General features: G+C 64.8%; 16 protein-coding genes and 1 tRNA gene. 5 read left to right on the top strand and 12 right to left on the bottom strand.

All coding sequences use genetic code 11. The features are described 5' to 3' along the window. Window positions 1-57 precede the first annotated feature (57 nt). Window positions 58-2,211 (top strand): malate synthase G, encoded by a 2,154-nt coding sequence (locus ACKOED_RS11105; RefSeq protein WP_408916657.1) that lies wholly within the window; start codon window positions 58-60, stop codon window positions 2,209-2,211. Window positions 2,212-2,222: 11 nt separating this feature from the next. On the opposite strand, the gene ACKOED_RS11100 is transcribed toward ACKOED_RS11105, so the two are convergent. From ACKOED_RS11100 to ACKOED_RS11050, 11 genes are all read right to left on the bottom strand, one after another. Beyond that, window positions 2,223-4,610 carry an aldehyde dehydrogenase family protein gene (locus ACKOED_RS11100; RefSeq protein WP_408916656.1) on the bottom strand — a complete coding sequence of 796 codons (2,388 nt, stop codon included), beginning with the start codon at window positions 4,608-4,610 and terminating at the stop codon, window positions 2,223-2,225. Window positions 4,611-4,624: 14 nt separating this feature from the next. After that, window positions 4,625-5,617: a deoxyribose-phosphate aldolase gene (gene deoC / locus ACKOED_RS11095; protein ID WP_408916679.1), complete on the bottom strand. Its 993-nt coding sequence runs from the start codon at window positions 5,615-5,617 to the stop codon at window positions 4,625-4,627. A 145-nt stretch (window positions 5,618-5,762) separates the two neighbouring features. Next, the gene (locus ACKOED_RS11090; protein ID WP_408916655.1) at window positions 5,763-7,265 is read right to left on the bottom strand and encodes a glycerol-3-phosphate dehydrogenase; all 1,503 of its coding nucleotides are present in this window, start codon (window positions 7,263-7,265) and stop codon (window positions 5,763-5,765) included. Window positions 7,266-7,278: 13 nt separating this feature from the next. After that, entirely contained in the window at window positions 7,279-8,286 is a 1,008-nt protein-coding gene (locus ACKOED_RS11085; RefSeq protein WP_408916678.1) for a 2-hydroxyacid dehydrogenase, read from the bottom strand. A gap of 25 nt (window positions 8,287-8,311) precedes the next feature. Further along, complete coding sequence (locus tag ACKOED_RS11080) at window positions 8,312-9,868, bottom strand: FGGY family carbohydrate kinase (RefSeq protein WP_408916654.1); 1,557 nt, start codon at window positions 9,866-9,868, stop codon at window positions 8,312-8,314. Continuing rightward, the gene (locus tag ACKOED_RS11075; protein ID WP_408916653.1) at window positions 9,865-10,983 is read right to left on the bottom strand and encodes an ABC transporter ATP-binding protein; all 1,119 of its coding nucleotides are present in this window, start codon (window positions 10,981-10,983) and stop codon (window positions 9,865-9,867) included. Before ACKOED_RS11075 ends, ACKOED_RS11080 begins: the two co-directional genes overlap by 4 nt. Further along, entirely contained in the window at window positions 10,976-12,055 is a 1,080-nt protein-coding gene (locus ACKOED_RS11070) for an ABC transporter ATP-binding protein (protein ID WP_408916652.1), read from the bottom strand. Before ACKOED_RS11070 ends, ACKOED_RS11075 begins: the two co-directional genes overlap by 8 nt. Then, entirely contained in the window at window positions 12,052-12,909 is an 858-nt protein-coding gene (locus ACKOED_RS11065) for a carbohydrate ABC transporter permease (protein ID WP_408916651.1), read from the bottom strand. Before ACKOED_RS11065 ends, ACKOED_RS11070 begins: the two co-directional genes overlap by 4 nt. Window positions 12,910-12,912: 3 nt before the next feature. Beyond that, on the bottom strand, window positions 12,913-13,836 hold the full coding sequence (locus tag ACKOED_RS11060; RefSeq protein ID WP_408916650.1) for a carbohydrate ABC transporter permease: 924 nt from the start codon (window positions 13,834-13,836) through the stop codon (window positions 12,913-12,915). 87 nt (window positions 13,837-13,923) lie between these two features. Next, window positions 13,924-15,363 (bottom strand): ABC transporter substrate-binding protein, encoded by a 1,440-nt coding sequence (locus ACKOED_RS11055; RefSeq protein ID WP_408916649.1) that lies wholly within the window; start codon window positions 15,361-15,363, stop codon window positions 13,924-13,926. Between the two features lie 29 nt (window positions 15,364-15,392). Next, window positions 15,393-16,403, bottom strand: a complete 1,011-nt coding sequence (locus ACKOED_RS11050; protein WP_408916648.1) for a sugar-binding transcriptional regulator — start codon at window positions 16,401-16,403, stop codon at window positions 15,393-15,395. Between the two features lie 104 nt (window positions 16,404-16,507). Here ACKOED_RS11050 and ACKOED_RS11045 point away from each other — a divergent pair, with 104 nt between their 5' ends. The 4 genes from ACKOED_RS11045 (at window position 16,508) to arsJ (ending at window position 20,771) form a co-directional block, all read left to right on the top strand. After that, complete coding sequence (locus tag ACKOED_RS11045; protein WP_408916647.1) at window positions 16,508-17,428, top strand: sugar phosphate isomerase/epimerase family protein; 921 nt, start codon at window positions 16,508-16,510, stop codon at window positions 17,426-17,428. Further along, entirely contained in the window at window positions 17,428-18,237 is an 810-nt protein-coding gene (locus ACKOED_RS11040) for a triose-phosphate isomerase (protein WP_408916646.1), read from the top strand. Before ACKOED_RS11045 ends, ACKOED_RS11040 begins: the two co-directional genes overlap by 1 nt. Before the next feature lie 264 nt (window positions 18,238-18,501). Continuing rightward, entirely contained in the window at window positions 18,502-19,545 is a 1,044-nt protein-coding gene (locus ACKOED_RS11035; RefSeq protein WP_408916645.1) for an ArsJ-associated glyceraldehyde-3-phosphate dehydrogenase, read from the top strand. Next, complete coding sequence (arsJ, locus tag ACKOED_RS11030; protein WP_408916644.1) at window positions 19,545-20,771, top strand: organoarsenical effux MFS transporter ArsJ; 1,227 nt, start codon at window positions 19,545-19,547, stop codon at window positions 20,769-20,771. Before ACKOED_RS11035 ends, arsJ begins: the two co-directional genes overlap by 1 nt. A gap of 30 nt (window positions 20,772-20,801) precedes the next feature. Here the strand turns inward: arsJ and ACKOED_RS11025 are convergent. Next, window positions 20,802-20,879 (bottom strand) — tRNA-Arg (locus ACKOED_RS11025).

Below are 20,879 nucleotides of genomic sequence, written 5' to 3'. Positions count from 1 at the left end.
CGGGCGGATGATCGTTTAGAAGCCCGCGCCGGACCAGACAAAGGGAAAGACTGCCAGGTGACCAACCGGATCGAGATCGCGGGCCTCAAGGTTTCAGGAGACTTGTGTTCCTTCGTGGCCGAGGAGGCCCTGGCCGGCTCCGGCATCGGCGAGACCGAATTCTGGCACGGCTTTGCCGCCATTCTCGAAGACCTCGCGCCGAAGAACCGCGCCCTGCTGGCGAGGCGCGACGAACTGCAGGCGCAGCTCGACGATTGGTACCGCCGCAACGGCGCGCCTGCCGACATGGCGGCCTACCGCGCCTTCCTCACGGAGATCGGCTATCTGGTGCCGGAAGGCCCGGACTTCCAGGTGACCACCGCCAATGTCGACCCCGAGATCGCCCAGGTGGCGGGGCCGCAGCTGGTGGTGCCGGTGATGAACGCGCGCTATGCGCTCAACGCCGCCAATGCGCGCTGGGGCTCCCTCTATGACGCGCTCTATGGCACCGACGCGATCCCGGAACAGGACGGCGCCGGGAAGACAAAAGGCTACAATCCGGTGCGCGGCGCCAGGGTCATCGCCTGGGCGCGCAACTTCCTCGATGCGGCAGCGCCGCTCGCCGGCGCCAAGTGGGCCGATGTCACGCGCCTCACGATCGAGCGCGGCGGGCTGGCGACTGACCGCGGCGGCCTCAAGGACCCGTCGCGCTTCAAGGGCTTCCGCGGCTCCACGGACAATCCCGAGGCGATCCTGCTTGGCAACAACGGGCTTCACATCGAGATCGCCATCGACCGCACGCATCCGATCGGCAAGACCGACAAGGCCGGAATTTCCGATGTGACGCTCGAATCCGCCGTCACCGCCATCATGGACTGCGAGGACTCGGTGGCCGCGGTGGACGCCGCCGACAAGGTGGCCGTCTATCGCAACTGGCTGGGACTGATGCGCGGCGACCTTACCGAGGAAATTGACAAGGGCGGCCAGCGCTTCACCCGCCGGCTCAACCCCGACCGCGTCTACGAAGCCGCCGGCGGCGGCAAGCTGACGCTTCCCGGCCGCGCCCTGATGCTGGTGCGCAACGTGGGCCACCTGATGACCACCCCCGCGGTGCTTGACCGCCACGGCAATGAGGCGCCGGAAGGCATCATGGACGCGATGCTCACCGCCCTCATCGCGCGCAACGACGTTGGCCCGCGCGGACGGCGCATGAATTCGCGCGCCGGGTCCATGTATGTGGTGAAGCCCAAGATGCATGGGCCGGACGAGGTGGCCTTCGCGGTCGAATTGTTCGGGCGCGTCGAGCAGGCCGTGGGGCTTGCGCCCAACACCATGAAGATCGGCATCATGGATGAGGAGCGGCGCACCACCGTCAACCTCAAGGAATGCATCCGCCAGGCCAGCGCGCGCATCGTGTTCATCAATACGGGCTTCCTCGACCGCACCGGCGACGAAATCCACAGCGCCATGGAAGCGGGCCCGATGATCCGCAAGGGCGACATGAAGCAGGCGCCGTGGATCAAGGCCTATGAGGACTGGAATGTCGATATCGGCCTGCTCTGCGGGCTTCCCGGCCATGCCCAGATCGGCAAGGGCATGTGGGCGATCCCCGATCATATGGCGATCATGCTGTCGCTCAAGCTCGCGCATCCGCAGGCCGGGGCCAACACCGCCTGGGTGCCCTCGCCCACCGCGGCCACGCTGCATGCCACGCATTACCACAAGGTGAATGTGAAGGCGGTGCAGGAGCGGCTGAAGGCGAGGCCGCGCGCCAGCCTCGACGACATCCTGTCGGTTCCGGTCGCGACGCGGCCGAACTGGACGGCGGCCGACATCCAGAAGGAACTCGACAACAACGCGCAAGGCATGCTCGGCTATGTGGTGCGCTGGATCGACCAGGGCATCGGCTGCTCCAAAGTCCCCGACATCGACAATGTCGGGCTGATGGAAGACCGCGCCACGTTGCGCATTTCCTCCCAGCACATGGCCAACTGGCTGCGCCACGGCGTGGTCAGCGAGGAGCAGGTGATGGCTACGTTGAAGCGCATGGCGGCGGTGGTCGACAAGCAGAACGCCGGTGACACCAACTACCGGCCGATGGCGCCAGATTTCGCGTCATCGATCGCCTTCCAGGCGGCCTGCGACCTGGTGTTCAAGGGCGCCGCACAGCCCAACGGCTATACCGAGCCGCTGCTGCACCGCCACCGCCTCGCGGTGAAGGCCCGGGGGTGAGGCGGCCAGCCTTACTCGCCATAGGGAATCCAGATGTTCTTCACCTGCACGGCGCGGCGCAGATAGTCATGACCCTGGCCCTGGTCGCGTGACAGCCAGTCGCGGCGCCTGCCGTGCGAGACCCATGTGGCCTTGAGGTTTCCGGCGCTTGCCGCCTCGACCGCCGCCGCGCCCTGTCTGGAACCGCAATACCACACACACGCGACGTCATCGTGGTCTGCCAGCGTCTTCGCCAGCTCGTCGCGCTCACCGGTGACGATGTTGATCACGCCGCCCGGCACATCCGACGTGTCGAACACCTGATAGAGATCGGTGGCCGCCAGCGGCTGGCGGGGCGAGGGCACCGCGACCACCCGGTTGCCCATGGCGATGGCCGGCATCACCAGCGATACGAAGCCGAGAAGCGGCATCTCGTCGGGGCAGACGAGGCCCATGACACCCCAGGGCTCGTTCATGGCCAGCGTCACATGGCGTGACTTGGTGGCATGGACGCGGCCATCATATTTGTCAGCCTGCGCGGCGTACCAGAAGATGCGGGCGATGGCGGCGTCAACCTCCGCCTTCGCTTCAGCCTTGCCCTGGCCCATGGCGACGAGGCGGGCCGCGAACTCGGCGGCCCGGGGCGCCAGGTTCTCGGCGATATAGTAGATCACCTGCGCCCGGTTATGCGCGGTGGCCGCCGACCAGGCGGAAGCCTTGGCCGCCGCCTCGACGGCGTTGCGAATATCCTTGCGGTTGCCGAGCCCGGCCTGGCCGATGGCTTTGCCTTTCGCTCCGTAGACGGAATAGGAATAGCCGCCGTCCGGCCTTGCCTGCTTGCCGCCGATATAGAGCTTGGCCGTGCGGTCGATGCCGCCAGGCTCGCTCGCATCAGGCGGCAGCGCACTGAGTGGCGCGCGTTTCGCCGCCGCCTCCGGCCTCAGACCGGCCTCCCAGCCGGGGACGAGATATTCATACATGCCTTCCCGCCCGCCCTCGCGGCCGAACCCTGACTCGCGGTAGCCGCCGAAACCCGCCGCGGCGTCAAACAGATTCGTCGAATTGATCCACACCACGCCCGCCTTGACGCGGGCCGCCGTATCAAGCGCCAGGTTGATGTTCTCGGACCATACGGTGGCGGAAAGACCATAGCGGGTGTGGTTGGCGATCTGCACCGCTTCCTCCGGCGTACGGAAACTCATCAGCGCGGCGACCGGGCCGAAGATCTCTACGTCCATCACGGTGGACGACGGTTCGACATCGGTGAACAGCGACGGCGCGAACCAGTTGCCGGTTTCCGGCAGTCCGCAGGAGGCTTGCAGGAGCATGCCACCCTCGCGCTTTCCGGTTTCCACGAGTTCCGAGATGCGCGTGAGCTGAACGGGATCGACGATGGCGCCCATGTCCACGGACTTATCCAGCGGGTCGCCGACCCGCAGTGTTTCCATGCGCCGCTTCAGCTTGGCGAGGAACTTCGGCGCAATGCCTTCCTGCACCAGAATGCGCGAACCGGCACAGCACACCTGGCCCTGGTTGAACCAGATCGCGTCGACGACACCTTCCACCGCTGCGTCGAGATCGGCATCCTCATGCACGATGAAGGGCGACTTGCCGCCAAGTTCGAGCGAGAGCTTCTTCTCGGTCCCCGCCGTGGCCTTGCGGATCAGCCGGCCCACCTCGGTGGAGCCAGTGAAGGCGATCTTGCCGACATCGGGATGCTGCACCAGTGCCGCGCCCGTGGCGCCGTCACCGGTCACGATGTTGACCACGCCATCGGGCAGCCCCGCCTCGCGGCAGAGTTCGGCAAAGGCAAGTGCCGAGAGCGGCGTGAACTCGGCCGGCTTCAGCACCACCGTATTGCCGGCCGCCAGTGCCGGCGCGATCTTCCAGGCCAGCATCAGCAGCGGGAAGTTCCACGGGATGATCTGCCCGCATACGCCAAGCGGGCGATAGCCGGGAAATTCGTCGGCGATCAGTTCCGCCCAGCCGGCATGATGATAGAAGTGCCGGGCCGCCAGCGGAACATCGATGTCGCGTGATTCGCGGATCGGCTTGCCATTGTCCATGGTCTCCAGCACGGCGAGGAAACGCTCGCGCTTCTGGATCAGCCGGGCCAGCGCATAAAGGCAGCGCGCGCGGTCGTGGCCGGCAAGCTTCGCCCAGGCCGGAAACGCCTTGCGCGCCGCCTTCACCGCCGCATCGATGTCGGCCGCGGCGCCCAGGCTGACCCGCGCCAGCGGCTTGCCGGTCGCCGGGTTGGACACCGTGAACAGCCTGGCCCCGGCCGGCTTCGTGAAGCGGCCGTTGATGAAATGGCCGAAGCCGCCGGCATTGGCCTCGAGCCAGGCAAGCACAGGCGCATTGCCTTCCGGCGCTGGGCCATAATCCATGGTGGCGAGAATCTCTGAAACGCTGGGCATGGCGCGGGGCTTTCTCAGGCGAGCGGCTGGTGCGTGGCGGCGGCGTAGCGTCCGGTGACATGGTGTTCGAGCTGGCGTTCGATGTCGGCCAGCATCGAGGAGGCGCCAATCCGGAACAGATCCGGCTCCAGCCAGCGGCGGCCGAGCTCTTCCTTCATCAGGATCATCCAGGTCATGGCGTCCTTGGCGGTCTTGAGGCCGCCCGCTGGCTTGAAGCCGATGTGGTATCCGGTGAGATCGCCGTAATCGCGCAGCGCCCGCACCATGATGAGGCTCACCGGCAGCGTGGCGTTCACCTCTTCCTTGCCGGTCGAGGTCTTGATGAAATCGGCTCCCGCCTGCATCGCCACCATCGAGGCCTTATAGACATTACGGAGCGTCTTGAGATCGCCAGTGGCGAGGATCGCCTTCATGTGCGCTGGTCCACAGGCGGCCCGCATGGCGGCTACCTCATCATAGAGCGCCGTCCAGTCCTGGGTGAGCACCTGGGTGCGGTGGATGACGATGTCGATCTCCTCCGCCCCGTGATCGACGGCATAGCGGATTTCGGCGAGTCTCTGGGGAAGCGGCGTCAGCCCGGCCGGAAAACCGGTGGCGACCGAGGCCACCGGAATGCCGGAACCCGAGAGCGCCTTGACGGCATAGGGCACCATTGCCGGATAGACGCAGACAGCGCCCACCTGCGGCGGGTTTTCGGCCAGCCCCAGCGCCGCCACCAGATCGGGGCGCAACGGGCGCATCGCCTTGGCGCAGAGCCGGTGCACGCGGCCCGGCGTATCATCGCCACTCAATGTGGTGAGGTCGATGCACTGAATTGCCTTCACCAGCCAGGCCGCCTGATAGGCCTTCTTGACGCTGCGCCGCGCCGGCAGGGAGGCGGCGCGGCGCTCTGCCGCCGAGAGGTTAACCTGCACATCCTCGAACCAGTCAGCCGACAGCGGCACGCCTTGATTGCGCGCCACCGGCGCGAAACGGGCGGCGGGGGCTAATGGCCGGAGTTTAGTCATCATGGCATCTCCCTTGCGGGTTCAGTCTAGCAGCCTATCGAGCAACGCTCAAACGCCGGGCCGGTGATGCGGCTTGCTGTGTGCGCGCCAGACAACATGAAGTGCCCATCTCGCCCGGAGCGGGCGCGGTCATCCGGCATTTGTCCTAGGCTTGACCTGACAACAGCTGGTCCAGCGCTTCGGTTACGGTCTTGCGTTGGCCGGCGCTCAGAGCAAGGCCATGCTTGGTGCGGCGGTCCAGCACGTCTTCGGCCGTCCGGGCCCATTCCTCCCGGCGAAGATAGTCAATTTCACGCTGATAAAGCAGCCCGCCAAAGTGACGGCCGAGATCCGCCTGGCTGCTTGTGTTGCCGAGCAACTTCAGTGCCCGCGTTCCATAGAGACGGGCGTAATGATAGGAGAGCGGTTCAGAAAGCCATGGATGGCTGATGCGGAAGCCAGCCAGGAATTGGTCGAAATCGGCGTCCGGCATATCGCCGCCCGGAAGCGGAGCAGTGGCCGTCCACGCATTCTTCATGTTGGGGAAGTTCGGCCGGAGCTTCTCTAACGCATGTTCCGCCAGCTTCCGATACGTGGTGATCTTGCCGCCAAACACCGAGAGCATGGGAGGCTCTCCTGCTATGTCAAACACATAGTCGCGCGTCACCGCCGAGGGGTTTTCGGCATTGTCGTCATAAAGCGGGCGGACCCCGGAGAATTGGTGGATGATCGTATCCTTACTGACCGGCGTCTTGATGTAGCGGTTCACGGCGGCCAGCAGATAATCAATCTCGCCGTCATCAATCGCCACGTCTTCGGCCCGGCCCTCATAGGGGATGTCGGTGGTGCCGATCAGCGCCATGTCCTTTTCATAGGGATTGACGAAAATCACCCGCCCGTCGGTGTTCTGAAACAGATAGGCATGCGGCCCCCGCCAGAATTTCGGCACCACGATATGGCTTCCCTTGACCAGCCGCACCCGGCGCGGCGAGTTGGACCCAGCTACCTGGCTGATGACGTTCTCGACCCATGGCCCGGCGGCATTGGCGATGGCCCTGGCGCGGAGCGCTGATACCGCGCCATCGGCGGCCGTGAGCCGGACGTCCCATGCGCCATCTGCGCGGCGCGCCGAGGTCACCGCGGTGCGCGTCATCACCAGGGCGCCGCGTTCTCTGGCGTCCACCGCATTGAGAGAAACAAGCCGGGCGTCGTCGACCCAGCAATCGGAGTATTCGAATGCGCGGGTGAAATCGCCGCGGATCGGCATGCCCTCGGGATCGCGGCGCAGATCGATGTTGCGGCAGCCGGGCAGCTTCTGGCGGCCGCCCAGGTGATCATACAGGAACAGGCCGAGGCGCACGAGCCAGGCCGGGCGTTGTTCGGGCGAATGCGGCAAAACGAAACGCATCGGCCAGACGATGTGCGGCGCGGCGTTGAGCAGAACCTCGCGCTCAATCAGCGCCTCGCGCACCAGCCGGAATTCATAATACTCGAGATAGCGCAAGCCGCCATGAATGAGCTTCCCCGACCTGGACGACGTGCCCTGCGCGAGATCGTCCTTCTCGCAAAGAACAACGGAAAGCCCCCGGCCCGCCGCATCGCGCGCGATGCCCGCGCCGTTCACGCCGCCGCCAATGACGAGTAGATCGACCGGTTTCAACGCCCGCATGCCGGCTGGTCCGTCAGCACAGGTTGAGCGCGGGTTCGCCCGCCAGATAACGGCGTACCTCTTCCGCCGCGAGGCCCGCCGCATAGCGCACGGTTTTGACCGAGGCCCCGGCGATATGCGGCGTCAGCGTGACATTGGGAAGCGCCAGAAACCGGTTGTCAGCCGGTGCGGGCTCGACATCGAAGGTTTCGAGCATGGCGCCCCTGAGCTTGCCGGAGACCAGCGCCTCATGGAGATCATCGTAGTTCACCAGCGGGCCGCGCGCCGTATTGATCAGATAGGCCCCGTCCTTCATCTGGGCGAGCGTGGCACGGTTGATCATATGGGCGGTCTCCGCCGTTACCCGCGGGTGCAGCGAGAGCACGTCCGACTCCGCGAGAATGCGCTCAAGCGAAGCCTGGATGACGCCATCGCTCAGATCGCCGGCCGAGAGCTGGACATAGGGATCGCAAACCAGAATACGGCAACCAAAGGCTTTCAGCAGCCTGACCACGCGGCGACCGACCTCGCCATAACCGATCAGGCCAACGGTCATCTCCGACAATTCCTGGCCGGTCAGATCGGCGCGGTAGAGATCGCCCCGCCATTCGCCGCGGCGCAGCGCGTCATGGCCCCTTGTGATGTTGCGGGTCTCCGCCAGTATGGCCCCGATGGTGAATTCGGCCACCGCGGAAGCGTTGCGGCCCGGCGTGTTGACAACGGTGATGCCGCGGGTCCGCGCCGCGGCCATATCTATGTTGACAGGGCCGCCACGCGACACGGCGACGAACTTCAGGTTTGGCAGCCGGTCCATGATCGAGGCGGAGAGCGGCGCCAGCTGCGTCACCAGGATTTCGCTGTCGCCGGTGTAGGCCACCACCTCGTCAGCCGTTCCCATGTATTCCTTGAGGCCGTCCATGCCCTTCACGGCATAGCCATGCTCCATCGGCGCGTCCGGCCAGGGCATGTCATGAGTCCGGATCGACAGCTCGAACAGCCGGCAGCGCTCGCGCAGCGCCTCTTCGAACATGGCGGACAGCATGAAACGGTCCCCGATGACGGATACCTTATGACGCACGATTGGCCACCATGGCGCGCCAGAGAGGGCGCATTTTCTCGCGGGTTTCCTTATAGATGCCGAAGGCGCCGTCATAGCGCGTCACGAGCGCCGCATCGGGCTCCGTTGCGGCGCCGAGCAACGGGTCAACCCAGGCGGCGGCGCAGGCGTCCATGGACGGATAGAGCTTCTGCTGTACGGCGGCCATCATCGCCGCGCCGGCCGCACCCGCCTCCTCGCGGTCGACCGAACGGATGCGCGCCTTGAGCGTGCTCGCCAGCATAACGCGCAGAGCCTGAGAGCGCGCCGCGCCGCCGGTGACCCTGACTTCAGCCGGAATGTCGCCCATCGCCGCGTAGCAGTCCCGCGCCGCGAAGCACAGACCTTCGAACACGGCGCGCATAAGGTCGGCGAAACCCATGCCCAGTTCGAGGCCGGTGAACATCGCCCGCGCGGCTGGTTCCATGAAAGGCCCGCGCTCGCCGGCCTGCGAGATATAGGGGTGGAAAATGGCGCGCGCCGGGTCCGCCTTCATCACGCGCGTATCGAGGCCTTTCAGCAGGTCGCCCCGTGACCTTTCCTGGCCCTCAGAGGCCAGCACATCGCGGCCCACATCGAGCAGCCAGTCAATGTTAAGGGTTGACGCCATGTTGGACTGGATCTGCGCATACATGCCGGGTACCGGAAAACACATAGTATAGCCGGAGAGCTCGGCATTGAGCTTCACATCTTTCGCCGACGGCGCGATCTTCATGTGCATGCCGGTGGAGCCGACGATGGTGCAGCCGGTTTCGCCCCGCGGATCGTAAAGCCCGCCGCCAAGCCCGGTGCACAGCACATCAACATAGCCGAGCGTCACCGGCGTTCCGGCTCTGAGGCCGGTCAGCGCCGCGGCTTCCCGCGTCAGCCGGCCCGCGGATTCGGTTCCTTCCACCATTTCGGGCAGCAGCGATTTCGCCCGCGAAGCGCCGAGCACATCCAGAACCTCCGGCGCATAGCTGCGCGTGGCATAACGCCCAAAGGTGAAATTGGCTTCTGACGGATCGGTGTGCCGGTCGCCCGTGAGCTTGAAATAAAGCCAATCCTTACAGTGGAAGGCGGTGGCGGCGCGGGCCAGCACCTCAGGCCTGTTACGGCTCATCCACACCAGCTGCATGCTCATCTGACAGGCATTCACGCCAGTCCCCGTACGCTGGTAATGCGCGGCATAGGCGCCGCTTTGGGTGAAGGCTTCGGCGATTGGCGCGGCGCGCGCATCGAGCCACAGCCAGGCCGGCGCCACGGGCTCGCCCGCCTTGTCGATCAGCCACATGCCATCGCCCTGGCCGGTCACCGAAATGGCGATGAGCCGGTCCGCCAGATTCGGAATCCTGCCGCCAAGCTCTTTCAGCGTCGCAGCCGCATCGGCCCAGGTGCGGGCCATGTCCTGTTCGGCCCCGCCATCGGCAAAGGTCTGATAGCGGTTGGCGACGGCCGCCGCCGCAATCTGTTCGCCCGCCGTGGTGAAGGCCACGGATTTGATCACCGAGGTGCCGGCATCGATGCCGATCAGTACGCCGTCCGTCATGCCGCTGCGCCTCCATGGGCAATGGCCTCGCCGCTGTCGGGGTCAAACAGGTGCAGGTCCCGTGCCGCGACGCCGAGCGAGATATCGCTGCCGGGCGCCCGCGCAACGCGCTCCTGCGCCACCGAAACCACCGTGCGCCCCGCCATGTCAACGGCCACATGGGTTTGGTCGCCGAGCCACTGGCAGGCTATGATCTTACCCGTCAGCGGACCTTCGCCGAGCTGCAGCGCATGCGGCCTGATGCCGACCGCCACCTTCGGCATGCCCGCCAGCGTTTGGCGGAGCCCGCTGTCCATCTCTCCGGCTGAGAAGCTGAGGGCCGCGCCGCCGTCCAGCACGAAGCTCACGGTTTGCGGCCCCACCTTCACACCGGCATCGAACACATTCATCGGCGGCTCGCCGATGAAGGTTCCGGTGAACAGATTGGCCGGGCGGACTTTGAGTTCGGCGGGCGTTGCATATTGCTGAAGTACGCCGCCTTCCATCACCGCAATCCTGTCGGCCAAGGCATTGGCTTCCGTCTGATCATGGGTCACAAGGATGGTGGTGCAGCGATGCTGGCGCAGATAGTGCTTGATACGGCCGCGGAGCACGGCCCGCAGCTGTGGTTCGAGCTGCCCCATGGGCTCATCGAGCAGGTAGAGCCCGGCATCGCGCACCAGCGCGCGGCCAAGGCTCGCGCGCTGCTGCTGGCCGCCCGACACCGAGGACGGATACCGCCCCAGAACATCGGCAATCTCCAGCATCCCGGCCATGGCCTTGACGCGGGTTTCCTGCTCCGCCTGCGAAAGCTTCGAGGACTTGAGCGCGAATGACATGTTCTCGCCGATGGTCAGCGGCGGGTAGAGCGAATAGGCCTCAAACGCCATCGCCACGCCGCGCGCGGCCGGCGGCAGCGCGTGAATGGGCTTGCCGCCCAGGATAATGGAACCGCTGCTTAACTCCTCAAAGCCGGCGATCATGCGGAGCGTCGATGTCTTGCCGCAGCCGGACGAGCCGAGAAGCGCCACGATCTCCCCCGGCTTGACCGTAAGGTCCAGCGCCTTCACCGCATGCACGCTGCCCTTGCGGGAGCGGTAGATCTTGTCGACCTTGTCGAGCACCAGTTCAGCCATCGATCCGCTCCCCGGTCTGGCGGTCGAACAGATGGGTGCCCGATTGCGCGAAGCTGGCCCGCACCCGCGATCCCGCTTCGGGAATGCCAGGGCTGGCTGCCGGCAGCGAGGCGAGGAATTCCCAGCCCCCCGGCGTCTTGAGAAGCAGAACGGCGCGTTCATTGAGCGGCGTCACCGCCACCACTTCGGCCTCAAGCCCGTCCGGCGCGCCGAATGCGACGGCTTCTGGCCGCACGCCGAGCGTTACGGGCCGGCCGGAATGAGCTCTGTAGGCCTGCGAAACCAGAACCCCTGCCCCGCCCAGCGCCACCTGAACGCCGCCCGGACCATCTTCGACAACGGTATCCGCCGTGTTGATGGAGGGATCGCCAAACAACCGCGCCACCCCCAGCGTGGCCGGGAACACATAGGTGTCTTCCGGCGTGGCCGTTTGCACGAAACGCCCGCCAGCGAGCACCGCGATGCGGTCAGCGAGCGCCATCGCCTCCTTGTAGTCCTGTGTAACATAGAGAACCGTCGCGCCGCTCTGGCGGAGCAGCCGCGGCAGCTCCAGCCTCATCTCGAAGCGCAGCTTCGCATCGACATTGCGCAGCGGATCGTCAAGCAGCAGGATCTTGGGGCTGGCGGCAAGCGCGCGGGCCAGCGCCGTGCGCTGCTTCTGGCCGTTGGAAAGCTCGCGCGGCGCATGGCCCAGCACATGGTCGATTTTCAGGAGCCTCGCGACCCTGGCGACGCCCGCCTGCACCTTGTCCTCGGCGGCGCCGGCGGCGCGCAGCGGAGTTGCGATGTTTTCGGCCGCCGACATGTGCGGAAACAGCGCGAAGTTCTGGAACGCCATGCCGACGCCGCGGTGCTCCGGCGCGATGTCGGACACGTCATGGCCGGCGATCTCGACCGACCCCGCTGTCTGTTCCTCCACGCCCGCGATGATGCGCAGCAGGATGGTCTTGCCGGCGCCGGAGCCGCCGAAGATCACAATGATTTCGCCGGCCTTGGCTTCGAGGTTCAGATTCTCGAAGACCCTGAAGGCGCCATAGCTCTTTGCCAGCGATTTTATGGCAAGCTGGGTCATCCTTTTACCGCCCCCATGGACAGGCCCTCGACGAGATAGCGCTGCGCATAAAGGGCGAGCGCCAGCGTGGGCGTGATGGAGATGATGATCGCCGCGGCGATCTGGCCATACTGGATGCCTGAAGCGGTGACAAAGGCCAGAGCGCCCACCGTCACGGGCTGCTTGTCAGCCGAGGCCAGAATCAGCGCGAAGATGAAATTGTTCCAGGCGAAGATGAAGGCCAGGAGCCCCGCCGCCGCGATGCCAGGCTTGGCCAGCGGAATGGAGATTTTGCGGAACGTCCGCCACCAGCTGTTGCCGGCAATCCGGTAGGCATGCTCGATGTCGGGGCTGATGTCCTCGAAATAGCCGCGCACAATCCACAGAATCAGCGGCAGGCAAATGAGCTGGTAGACCCAGATCAGCCCGATATAGGTGTTGGTGAGGCCCATCGACTTGAAATAGAGGCTCAACGGAAGCAGCACGAGAAGCGCCGGCGCGAAGCGGAACGACAGCAGCGTGAAAGCGATATCCTCGCCCAGCCTGAACTTGAAGCGCGCGAAGGCATAAGCCGCGGGCACGCCCAGCAACAGCGAGAGGGCCACCGAGCACACAGAGAGCAGCACCGAGTTAAACATGTTCTGCATGAAATTCAGCTGCAGGCTGCCGGCTGCCGTGCGCAGCTGGCCGGTGATGAGCGCGGTGTAGTTGTCGATGATCGGCGTGAAGGACAAGGATGGCGGAATCCGCAGGATCGTCTCGTTTGTCTGCAGCGACATGAGGAAGATCCACAGGATCGGGAACAGGAAAAACACCAGCACCAGCGCGATCAGCGCGCCGCGCACAACACGTTCAAGGCCGGATGTGTGATCCATGGTTCAGCCCACCCCATGGGCGCGTTCGCGCAGCTTGAGCCATTGCTTGATGAACACGTTCGACAACGCATAGGTGATCGCCCACAGGATGATCATGAGGGCCGCCGAGCGGCCGACATTGGTGGCCTGGAAGAAGTCGAGATAGGCCTGCACCTGGAACACCAGAAGTTTGTCGCCCGGGCCTCCCTGCGTCATCGCATAAATGATGTCGAACTGCTGGATCGAGTCGAGCAGCCGGAATAGCGTGGCGGTGATGATGTAAGGCATAAGCATGGGCAGCGTGATGCGGAAGAACACGAAACTTCGCGGCACGCCATCGAGCGCCGCGGCCTCGAAGGGCGCTTTCGGCAATGAGCGCAGCCCGGCCAGCAGCAGGATCATGATGAAAGGCGTGTAGACCCAAATGTCGACAAGCACCACGGTGAACAGCGCGGTCGAGGGGTCCGAGGCCCATTTGAAGTCCACGATGCCGGCGAGCGAGAGCAGATAGCTGAGGATGCCGAAATCGGGGTGCGTCATCAGTTTCCACATCAGCGCGGCAAGCGCTGGTGCGGTCATCAGCGGCAGCAACAGCAGGATTGAGGCAATATTGTTGAAGCGGGTAGGCCGCTGCAGCAGGAGCGCGATGCCCAAGCCCAGCAGCAACTCGAGGCCGACCGTCAGGAATGCATAGACCAGAGAGATGTATGCCGTGTTCCAGAACTTCGGATCGGTGAAGAAATTGATGTAGTTGTCGAACCAGATGAAGCCCTTCATGGCGGGCAGGTTCATCCGGTAGCGCAGCATGGAGTAGTACACGGCGGTGAAGAACGGGATCAGTATCCCGATACACATCAGGAGCGCGGGAAGAGACAGCATGTAAGGCAGTGCGCGCCGCATGAGGCGGCTCTGCTTCACGGGGGCGCGTATCTCTGTGGCGGCGGACATTCCTGGGCCTGGCGTTCGGGCGTGAGTGGTGTCGGGGAGGCGCGCGGGATGCCTCAGGGCGATGGCGCCCCGCGCGTCAGGCCTTGCTTAGCCGAGGCCCGCTTCCGCAAGCTTCTTGTCGATTTCGGAGGCCATGGTGTCCAGGCCCTCGTCGACCGGAATTTCCTTGGCCACCATCTTCTGCAGGTTCTCCGCCCACAGCGTGGTGAGATCGAAGAACAGCGGCTGGGCGGTGAAGTAGATCTTCGCGCCCGGGGCCGACACGTCATGCTGGTTGAGATAGCCAGGATAGGACTTGTCGATGCGGTTGCGGAACTCCTCGTCCTTCCAGACCGAGGCGCGGACCGGGTTGACGAAGTCCATCTTGCGGGCGCCGAACAGGTCGTGCTCGACCGAGGTCGCCCACTGCAGGAAGTACCAGGTGGCGTCTTTCTGGGTGCCGGCGTTGTTCATCGCCAGCGACCAGATCCAGACGTTCGGCGTTGGAGCGGAGGCCGCGGGGTTGGCCGCGAACGGCGCATAGCCCAGATTGCCCTTCTCCTTGTTGTCGCCGCCGTTCATGAAATAGCCGAGGATGTCGGCGTCGAAGATCATGGCGGACGCGCCGGCGCCGAGATCGGTGCCGACCTGATACCACGTGTAGGTGGACCAGTTCTTCGGGCCGGAGTCCTGGATCATCTTCACCCAGTCCTTGTGGAACGCCTTGGAACCGGCGGTGTTCATCGCCGCCTTCAGCTTGCCGTCGGTGACGGTGAAGTCACGCTCGCCGAAATTGGCGTAGCCCGAGAGGAAGCCCGGGTGGATCGTCGCCCAGGAGCGCGAGCCGCGCACGCCGATCCCGTAGGGCCCGCCGAGGTCCTTGGTGAGCTTTGCCGAGATCTCCACCATTTCGCCGAGGTTCTTCGGCGGTTGCACGCCAGCCTTGTCGAACATCGCCTTGTTGTAGGAGATGTTGTTCAGCTCATAGCCCCACGGAATGCACCACTGCTTGGCGTCCGCCGAGCCCAGCTCGCCGCCCGGCACGCCGTTCCACGACGTGGACGCGCGCAACCCTGGCAGAACATCGTCCCAATTGTAGTTGGGATTGGTCTTTGCCGGATCCTTGATGTATTCGTTGAGATCGGTGATCCAGCCCGCCGGACCGTAGGTCCAGGTCATGTAGGCGCCGGTCATGAAGGCGTCATACTCCGTCGAACCGGAGGACAGCGCCGCCGTGACCTTGTCGAAATAGACGTCCTCCGGGAAGATATCCCAGGAGATGTCCATGCCGGTCATGTTCTTGAAGGTTTCGATGTTGGCGATCATCGCATCCGCATAGGGATGCTTGTTGAGCAGAAGCTTGAGTTTGGTGCCCTTGTGCTTCTGCCAGTCGAAGTCCGCCGCCATCGCCGTGGTCTGCGCCTGGGTCAGCAGGAAGCCGGCGGCCGAGGCCGAGAGGCCCGCCTTGCCGGTTGCCTGGATCAGTTCGCGGCGGCTCATCTTCTTCGCCACAAAGGCGTCAAAGAGACCTTTTTCCTTATCGTACATTCCCATTCCTCCGTTGGTTTTGGGTAAGCTTAGCCCGCTGCGGTTTTCCCGTTCTTTTTGCCGGGCTCGCGTCCCGGTTTCGCTGAAACGAGGCGTCTTGCACTCGCCTCGTCGGTGATCAGGCCAAAAAGAAGTCCGTGCTCAAGAATGGCGCGGATAGCCCGAGTTTTGGACGTGCCGCCGGCAAGGGCGACGATCTTGTGTTGCTTGAGGCCGGAGAAGCGCGGCGCCAGCGCCCGGTCGGAGACCGAATTGGGCAGATGTTCGCCGCGCTCGTTGAAAAAGTGGCCGAGAAGCTCGGCGCATGCGCCGGTCTTCATCACTTCTTCGACGTCCTCGTCGTCCACCATGCCGGCGGTGGCGATGAAGCTCTTGCGGTCGACTTCGCCGATGCCAGCTATATAGAGTTCGGCCTCTCGCGCCATGGCGATGACATCGGAGACGCCATATTGCGATTCCAGCACCTGGCGGTCCTTGGCGGTATTGGCGAAGAACGGGACAGGCATGACATAGGCCTCTGCCGCCGTGCGCTCGGCAAGCCGGTGGATCACGTCGAAGGGGCTTGCCGCGAAGCGCCGGGTCAGGCCGCCGAGCAGCGACACGAAGCGGGTGTTGCGCGCCGCCACGCTCGGCATCAGGTCAACGGCCGCCGCCAGGGTGCGGCCGTGGCCGATGCCGATCATGCCATAACGGCCATTTTCGATGAGATTGCGGAGATAGCGCGCCCCGGCCACGCCTAGAGTCTTGAGCGGCAGCGGCCCGTCGTCGATGTTGGGCACCACCTCGCAGAAATTGAGGCCATAATCGGCCTTGATACTTTCCTCGAGCGCGATGCAGCCGGAAATCGGCCCTTCCACGAACACGCGGATCAGTCCTTCGGCGCGGGCCCGGGCAATCAGGCGGTGCGCCTTGGTGCTCTGAACGCCCAGCAATTCCGCGACTTCGCCCTGGGTCTTGCCACCGGCGAGATGCAGCCAGGCGGCGCGGGCCGCGAGAGCGGCCTCCTCGTCCACCTGGGGGGCTGGCTGATGCAGAGTCAACGCCTCATCCATGGTTGAAAATTTTTTCTTGAGGTGCAATATTTTTCAGATAAGCTCCCGCGTCAACAGAAATCGATGCTGCGCCGCAAAACCCGGGCCTCCTCATGGCATTCTCGCTGTCCGTCAACACCAATCCCTTCGTGAACCGTTTTGCCGAGCCGGAAGATCTGATCGCGGTGCTGGCGGACGACATCGGCATCGGCCACATTCAGCTCGTTCATGAGTTCGTCAACCCGTCGTGGAAGGCGGCCACGGTAAACCGGCTAACCTCCCGCATGGCCCGCGCCTGCGCACAAAAGCGCGCCAGGATCACCTCGATCATGACCGGCCCCTATGGGCGGCTCAATCATTTCGCCCATCCGGACGTTGAGGTCCGGCAATACTATGTCGACTGGTTTAAGGGCATGGCTGATATCGCCGCCGATCTCGGTGCGCCGGCCATCGGCACCCAGTTCGCCATTTTCACCTTCAAGGATTATGACGATCCGCGCCGCCGCGAAGAGCTGATGAAGGTGGCCCTGGCATGCTGGCGCGAGGTGGCCAGCCACGCCAGGGCGCGCGGCCTCACATGGCTGTTCTGGGAGCCGATGTCGGTTGGCCGCGAACTTGGCCACACCTTGCGCGATGCGCAGCGCCTTCAGGACTGGATAGACGCGGCTGACCTGCCCATTCCGCTGCGGCCGATGGTCGATATCGATCATGGCGATGTCTCATCGTCTGATCCGGCAGATGTCGATCCCTATGCCTGGGCGAAGGCGTTCGCCGCCCAATCGCCCATCATTCACATCAAGCAATCGACCATGAACAAGGGCGGCCACTGGCCGTTCACCGCGCAATACAATGAAAACGGCCGTATCACGCCGGAGAAACTCCTCGCGGCGGTGCGGGCGGGCGGCGGCCACGGCAATGAGCTCTGCCTGGAGCTCGCCTTCCGCGAACGCGAACCCGCTGACCGCAGCGTCGTGGCGGCGGTCAAGGAGTCGGTCGCCTGCTGGGCGCCCTACGCCAGGACGGGATACAATTGATGAAAGCGCCGTGGATCGGCACCAGCTGGAAGATGAACAAGACCCGGGCCGAAGCGCGGGCTTTCGCCGAGGCGCTGAAAGCATCGCCTTGCGCCGCCAATGGCAAAGCGCGGCTGTTCGTGGTGCCGCCGTTTCCCGCGATTGCCGAGGTGGCGGCCATTCTTGCGGGCACCAAAGTCATCACCGGCGCGCAGAACATGCACTGGGCCGATCATGGCGCCTGGACCGGCGAGGTCTCGCCGCCCATGGTGAAGGACTGCGGCGCCACGCTGGTTGAGCTGGGCCACAGCGAGCGCCGCACCCATTTTGGCGAAACCGATGAAACCGTCGCCCGCAAGGTCGCGGCGGCGGTGAAGCATGGCCTGCTGGCGCTGGTCTGCATCGGCGACACGCGCGGCGAATATGAGGCCGGCGCCACGGCGGATGTGCTGGCCAGGCAGACGCGCTATGCGTTGCGTGACGCTGGCAAGCAAGCGCCTGGCCATGTGATGATCGCCTATGAGCCCGTGTGGTCGATCGGCGAGGGCGGCATTCCCGCCGACCCCGTATTTGCCAATGCCCAGCACGCGCGATTGAAGGCGCTCACCGCGGAGATCGCCGGCCAGCCGCTGCCAATCCTCTACGGCGGCAGCGTCAATCCGCAGAACTGTTGCGCGCTGGCCGCCATGCCGGATGTCGATGGCCTGTTCATCGGGCGCGCCGCCTGGAACCCCCAGGGGTTCATCGGCATTGTCGAGGCCGTGACCGAGTCGCTGGCGGGACTTGCCCGGCCTGTCGTTTCCTCAAAGCCAATCGCCGGACCGGTCTGAGCCATACAGCGCCGGGAGCGCCCGGCCGGTTTCGCATCGGCTTCCAGGCGCGGGCGGTTTCAGCTGGAAAGAGGCTCCGCCGGGCCCTCGCCCTTCCGGTTGTCACCGGGCTGTCACAATATCTGTCCATGGCTCCGGGCCGATGGACGAAATCTCCGCCATTCAGGCGTTATCCCCGATCGCCCTGAAGCGCGCCGAAAGCTGAGCTTTCGTTCGGCAACCGAAATCAGGCCCGAGCGGCTGAGTGCGGGGGTGGACATGGTTATGCGGGTTGGGATCAATGGCATGGGGCGGATCGGGCGGCTGGCCCTGCGGGCGGCGCTCGGCGGCGCGTGGCGAGACCCCGGCGACCCGCGCCGGGAGAACCGTCTCGATATCGTCCATGTGAATGAGATCAAGGGCGGTCCGGCGGTGTCCGCTCACCTGATCGAATTCGACTCGGTGCAGGGGCGCTGGCGCGAGGACATCGCCACGCATGGTGAGGGCGCTATCCGGATCGGAGAAAGGAAGATTGGCTTCTCCGCCCATGCCTGTCCGGGAGACGTCCCCTGGGGAGATCTGGGTGTCGACGTGGTGCTGGAATGCACCGGAAAGTTCCTGACGGCGGCCGCACTGGATGGCCACCTCGCACGGGGCGCCCGCCGGGTGATCGTCGCGGCCCCCGTCAAGGAGCCGGCCGTGCTCAATGCCGTGGTGGGCGTCAATCACCATCTTTACGATCCGGCGAAACACCGGATCGTCACCGCCGCCTCGTGCACAACCAACTGCCTGGCGCCGGTCGTGAAGGTCATCCATGAGGCGATCGGCATCCGCCATGGCCAGATCACCACCATTCACGATCCGACCAACACCAATGTGGTCGTCGACGCGCCCCACAAGGACCTGCGGCGGGCCCGCTCCGCAATGCTGTCTTTGCAACCCACCACCACCGGCAGCGCCACCGCCATCGCGCTCATTTATCCGGAGCTCAAGGGCAAGCTGGATGGGCATGCGGTGCGCGCTCCCGTGCTGAACGCCTCGCTGACCGATTGCGTTTTCGAACTCAAGCGGGAAACAACGGGGGAGGAAGTGAACGCCTTGTTCGCCGCGGCCGCCGGCGGCGCGCTGGCTGGCATCCTGGGTTATGAACCGCGGCCGCTCGTTTCCGCTGACTACGCGCGCGACACGCGCTCGGCGGTCATCGATGGGTTATCCACGCTGGTGACCGGCGGAACGCTGCTCAAGGTCTATGCCTGGTACGATAACGAAATGGGCTATGCCTGCCGGATGGTCGATCTCGCCTGCCACATTCGTGAAACCGGCCTCTGATGCCGCCCGGCGCCCGCGATTACGTCATCGTCACGGCCGCATATTGGGGCTTCACGCTCACCGATGGCGCGCTCCGCATGCTGGTCCTGCTGCATTTTTTTCAGCTGGGCTATTCGCCTTTCGCGCTGTCGCTTCTGTTCCTGCTCTATGAGGCGGCGGGCATCGGCGCGAACTTCATTGGCGGCTGGCTGGCCACCCGTTATGGCATCACCCGGATGCTCGGCATCGGGCTTTCCGCGCAGATATTCGGTTTCCTCGCGCTCTCGGCGCTGTCGCCCGGCTGGGCGGCGGCGGCCTCGGTCGTATGGGTGGTGGCTGCGCAGGGAATCTGCGGCATCGCCAAGGACCTGACCAAGACCGCCTCAAAATCGGCCATCAAGATCGCGGAGAAGCAGGCCAAGGCCGAAAACGCCCAAGGGCGGCTGTTCCGCTGGGTTGCCTGGTTCACCGGCTCCAAGAACGCCATGAAAGGCATCGGGTTCTTTCTCGGCGGCGCGCTGCTGGAGGTCTTCGGCTTCCGCGTCTCTCTCTGGGTGATGGCGGCGGCCCTGGCGCTGGTGCTGGCCGGCGTCCTGCTGTCGCTGCCGCCGCTGATGGGAAAGAGCAAAGCCAGCACCACGGCGCGCGAGTTGCTGGCCAAGTCGCGGGGAGTCAATCTGCTGGCAGCGGGCCGCGTTTTTCTGTTCGGCGCGCGCGATGTCTGGTTTGCCGTCGGCGTTCCGGTGTTCCTCTATTCCAATGGCTGGACCTTCGCCATGGTCGGAGGCTTCATGGCGCTTTGGACAATCCTTTATGGCGTGATCCAGGCCATGGCCCCGGCCATCATCCGGCGCAGCCCCGACGGGCTTTCGACAGAGGCGCCGGCAGCCCGGCTGTGGTCCGCCTTGCTGGCGCTGATTCCGGCGTTGCTCGCCGCTGCGCTTTCCGCAAGCCTGCCGTTGGCGCCGGACAAGGTGCTTGTCGCGGGGCTGGCTTTGTTCGGGGCGGTGTTCGCGGTCAATTCGGCCATCCATTCCTATCTGATCCTCGCCTATGCAGGTTCGGAAAAGGCCGCCGAGGACGTGGGATTCTATTATGCCGCCAATGCCTGCGGCCGTTTCGCGGGCACGCTTCTTTCGGGACTCCTTTATCAGTGGGGCGGGATCACGGCCTGCCTCACGGGTTCGGCGGTGATGCTGGCCGCATGCTTCCTGACAACCCTTGCATTGCCCGCCGGACGCCGCTGAACGGCGAGAGCAGACTGGACCGGCAGAAAATGGCGACCCCGGCAGGATTCGAACCTGCGACCTAGTGCTTAGAAGGCACTTGCTCTAGTCCAGCTGAGCTACGGGGTC

It is taken from the genome of Aestuariivirga sp. (assembly GCF_046093005.1).
In the GTDB taxonomy this organism is placed as follows: Bacteria; Pseudomonadota; Alphaproteobacteria; order Rhizobiales; family Aestuariivirgaceae; genus Aestuariivirga.
The sequence above is the reverse complement of the archived record's forward strand: the minus strand, read 5'-3'. Positions and strand labels throughout refer to the sequence as shown.

Bases quoted from the DNA above. Each gene is read 5' to 3' on its own strand.
- ACKOED_RS11100 (WP_408916656.1), bottom strand. From the start codon at position 4,610: ATGCCCAGCGTTTCAGAGATTCTCGCCACCATGGATTATGGCCCAGCG.
- deoC (WP_408916679.1), bottom strand. From the start codon at position 5,617: ATGACTAAACTCCGGCCATTAGCCCCCGCCGCCCGTTTCGCGCCGGTG.
- ACKOED_RS11090 (WP_408916655.1), bottom strand. From the start codon at position 7,265: ATGCGGGCGTTGAAACCGGTCGATCTACTCGTCATTGGCGGCGGCGTG.
- ACKOED_RS11085 (WP_408916678.1), bottom strand. From the start codon at position 8,286: ATGCTGTCCGCCATGTTCGAAGAGGCGCTGCGCGAGCGCTGCCGGCTG.
- ACKOED_RS11080 (WP_408916654.1), bottom strand. From the start codon at position 9,868: ATGACGGACGGCGTACTGATCGGCATCGATGCCGGCACCTCGGTGATC.
- ACKOED_RS11075 (WP_408916653.1), bottom strand. From the start codon at position 10,983: ATGGCTGAACTGGTGCTCGACAAGGTCGACAAGATCTACCGCTCCCGC.
- ACKOED_RS11070 (WP_408916652.1), bottom strand. From the start codon at position 12,055: ATGACCCAGCTTGCCATAAAATCGCTGGCAAAGAGCTATGGCGCCTTC.
- ACKOED_RS11065 (WP_408916651.1), bottom strand. From the start codon at position 12,909: ATGGATCACACATCCGGCCTTGAACGTGTTGTGCGCGGCGCGCTGATC.
- ACKOED_RS11060 (WP_408916650.1), bottom strand. From the start codon at position 13,836: ATGTCCGCCGCCACAGAGATACGCGCCCCCGTGAAGCAGAGCCGCCTC.
- ACKOED_RS11055 (WP_408916649.1), bottom strand. From the start codon at position 15,363: ATGTACGATAAGGAAAAAGGTCTCTTTGACGCCTTTGTGGCGAAGAAG.
- ACKOED_RS11045 (WP_408916647.1), top strand. From the start codon at position 16,508: ATGGCATTCTCGCTGTCCGTCAACACCAATCCCTTCGTGAACCGTTTT.
- ACKOED_RS11040 (WP_408916646.1), top strand. From the start codon at position 17,428: ATGAAAGCGCCGTGGATCGGCACCAGCTGGAAGATGAACAAGACCCGG.
- ACKOED_RS11035 (WP_408916645.1), top strand. From the start codon at position 18,502: ATGCGGGTTGGGATCAATGGCATGGGGCGGATCGGGCGGCTGGCCCTG.
- arsJ (WP_408916644.1), top strand. From the start codon at position 19,545: ATGCCGCCCGGCGCCCGCGATTACGTCATCGTCACGGCCGCATATTGG.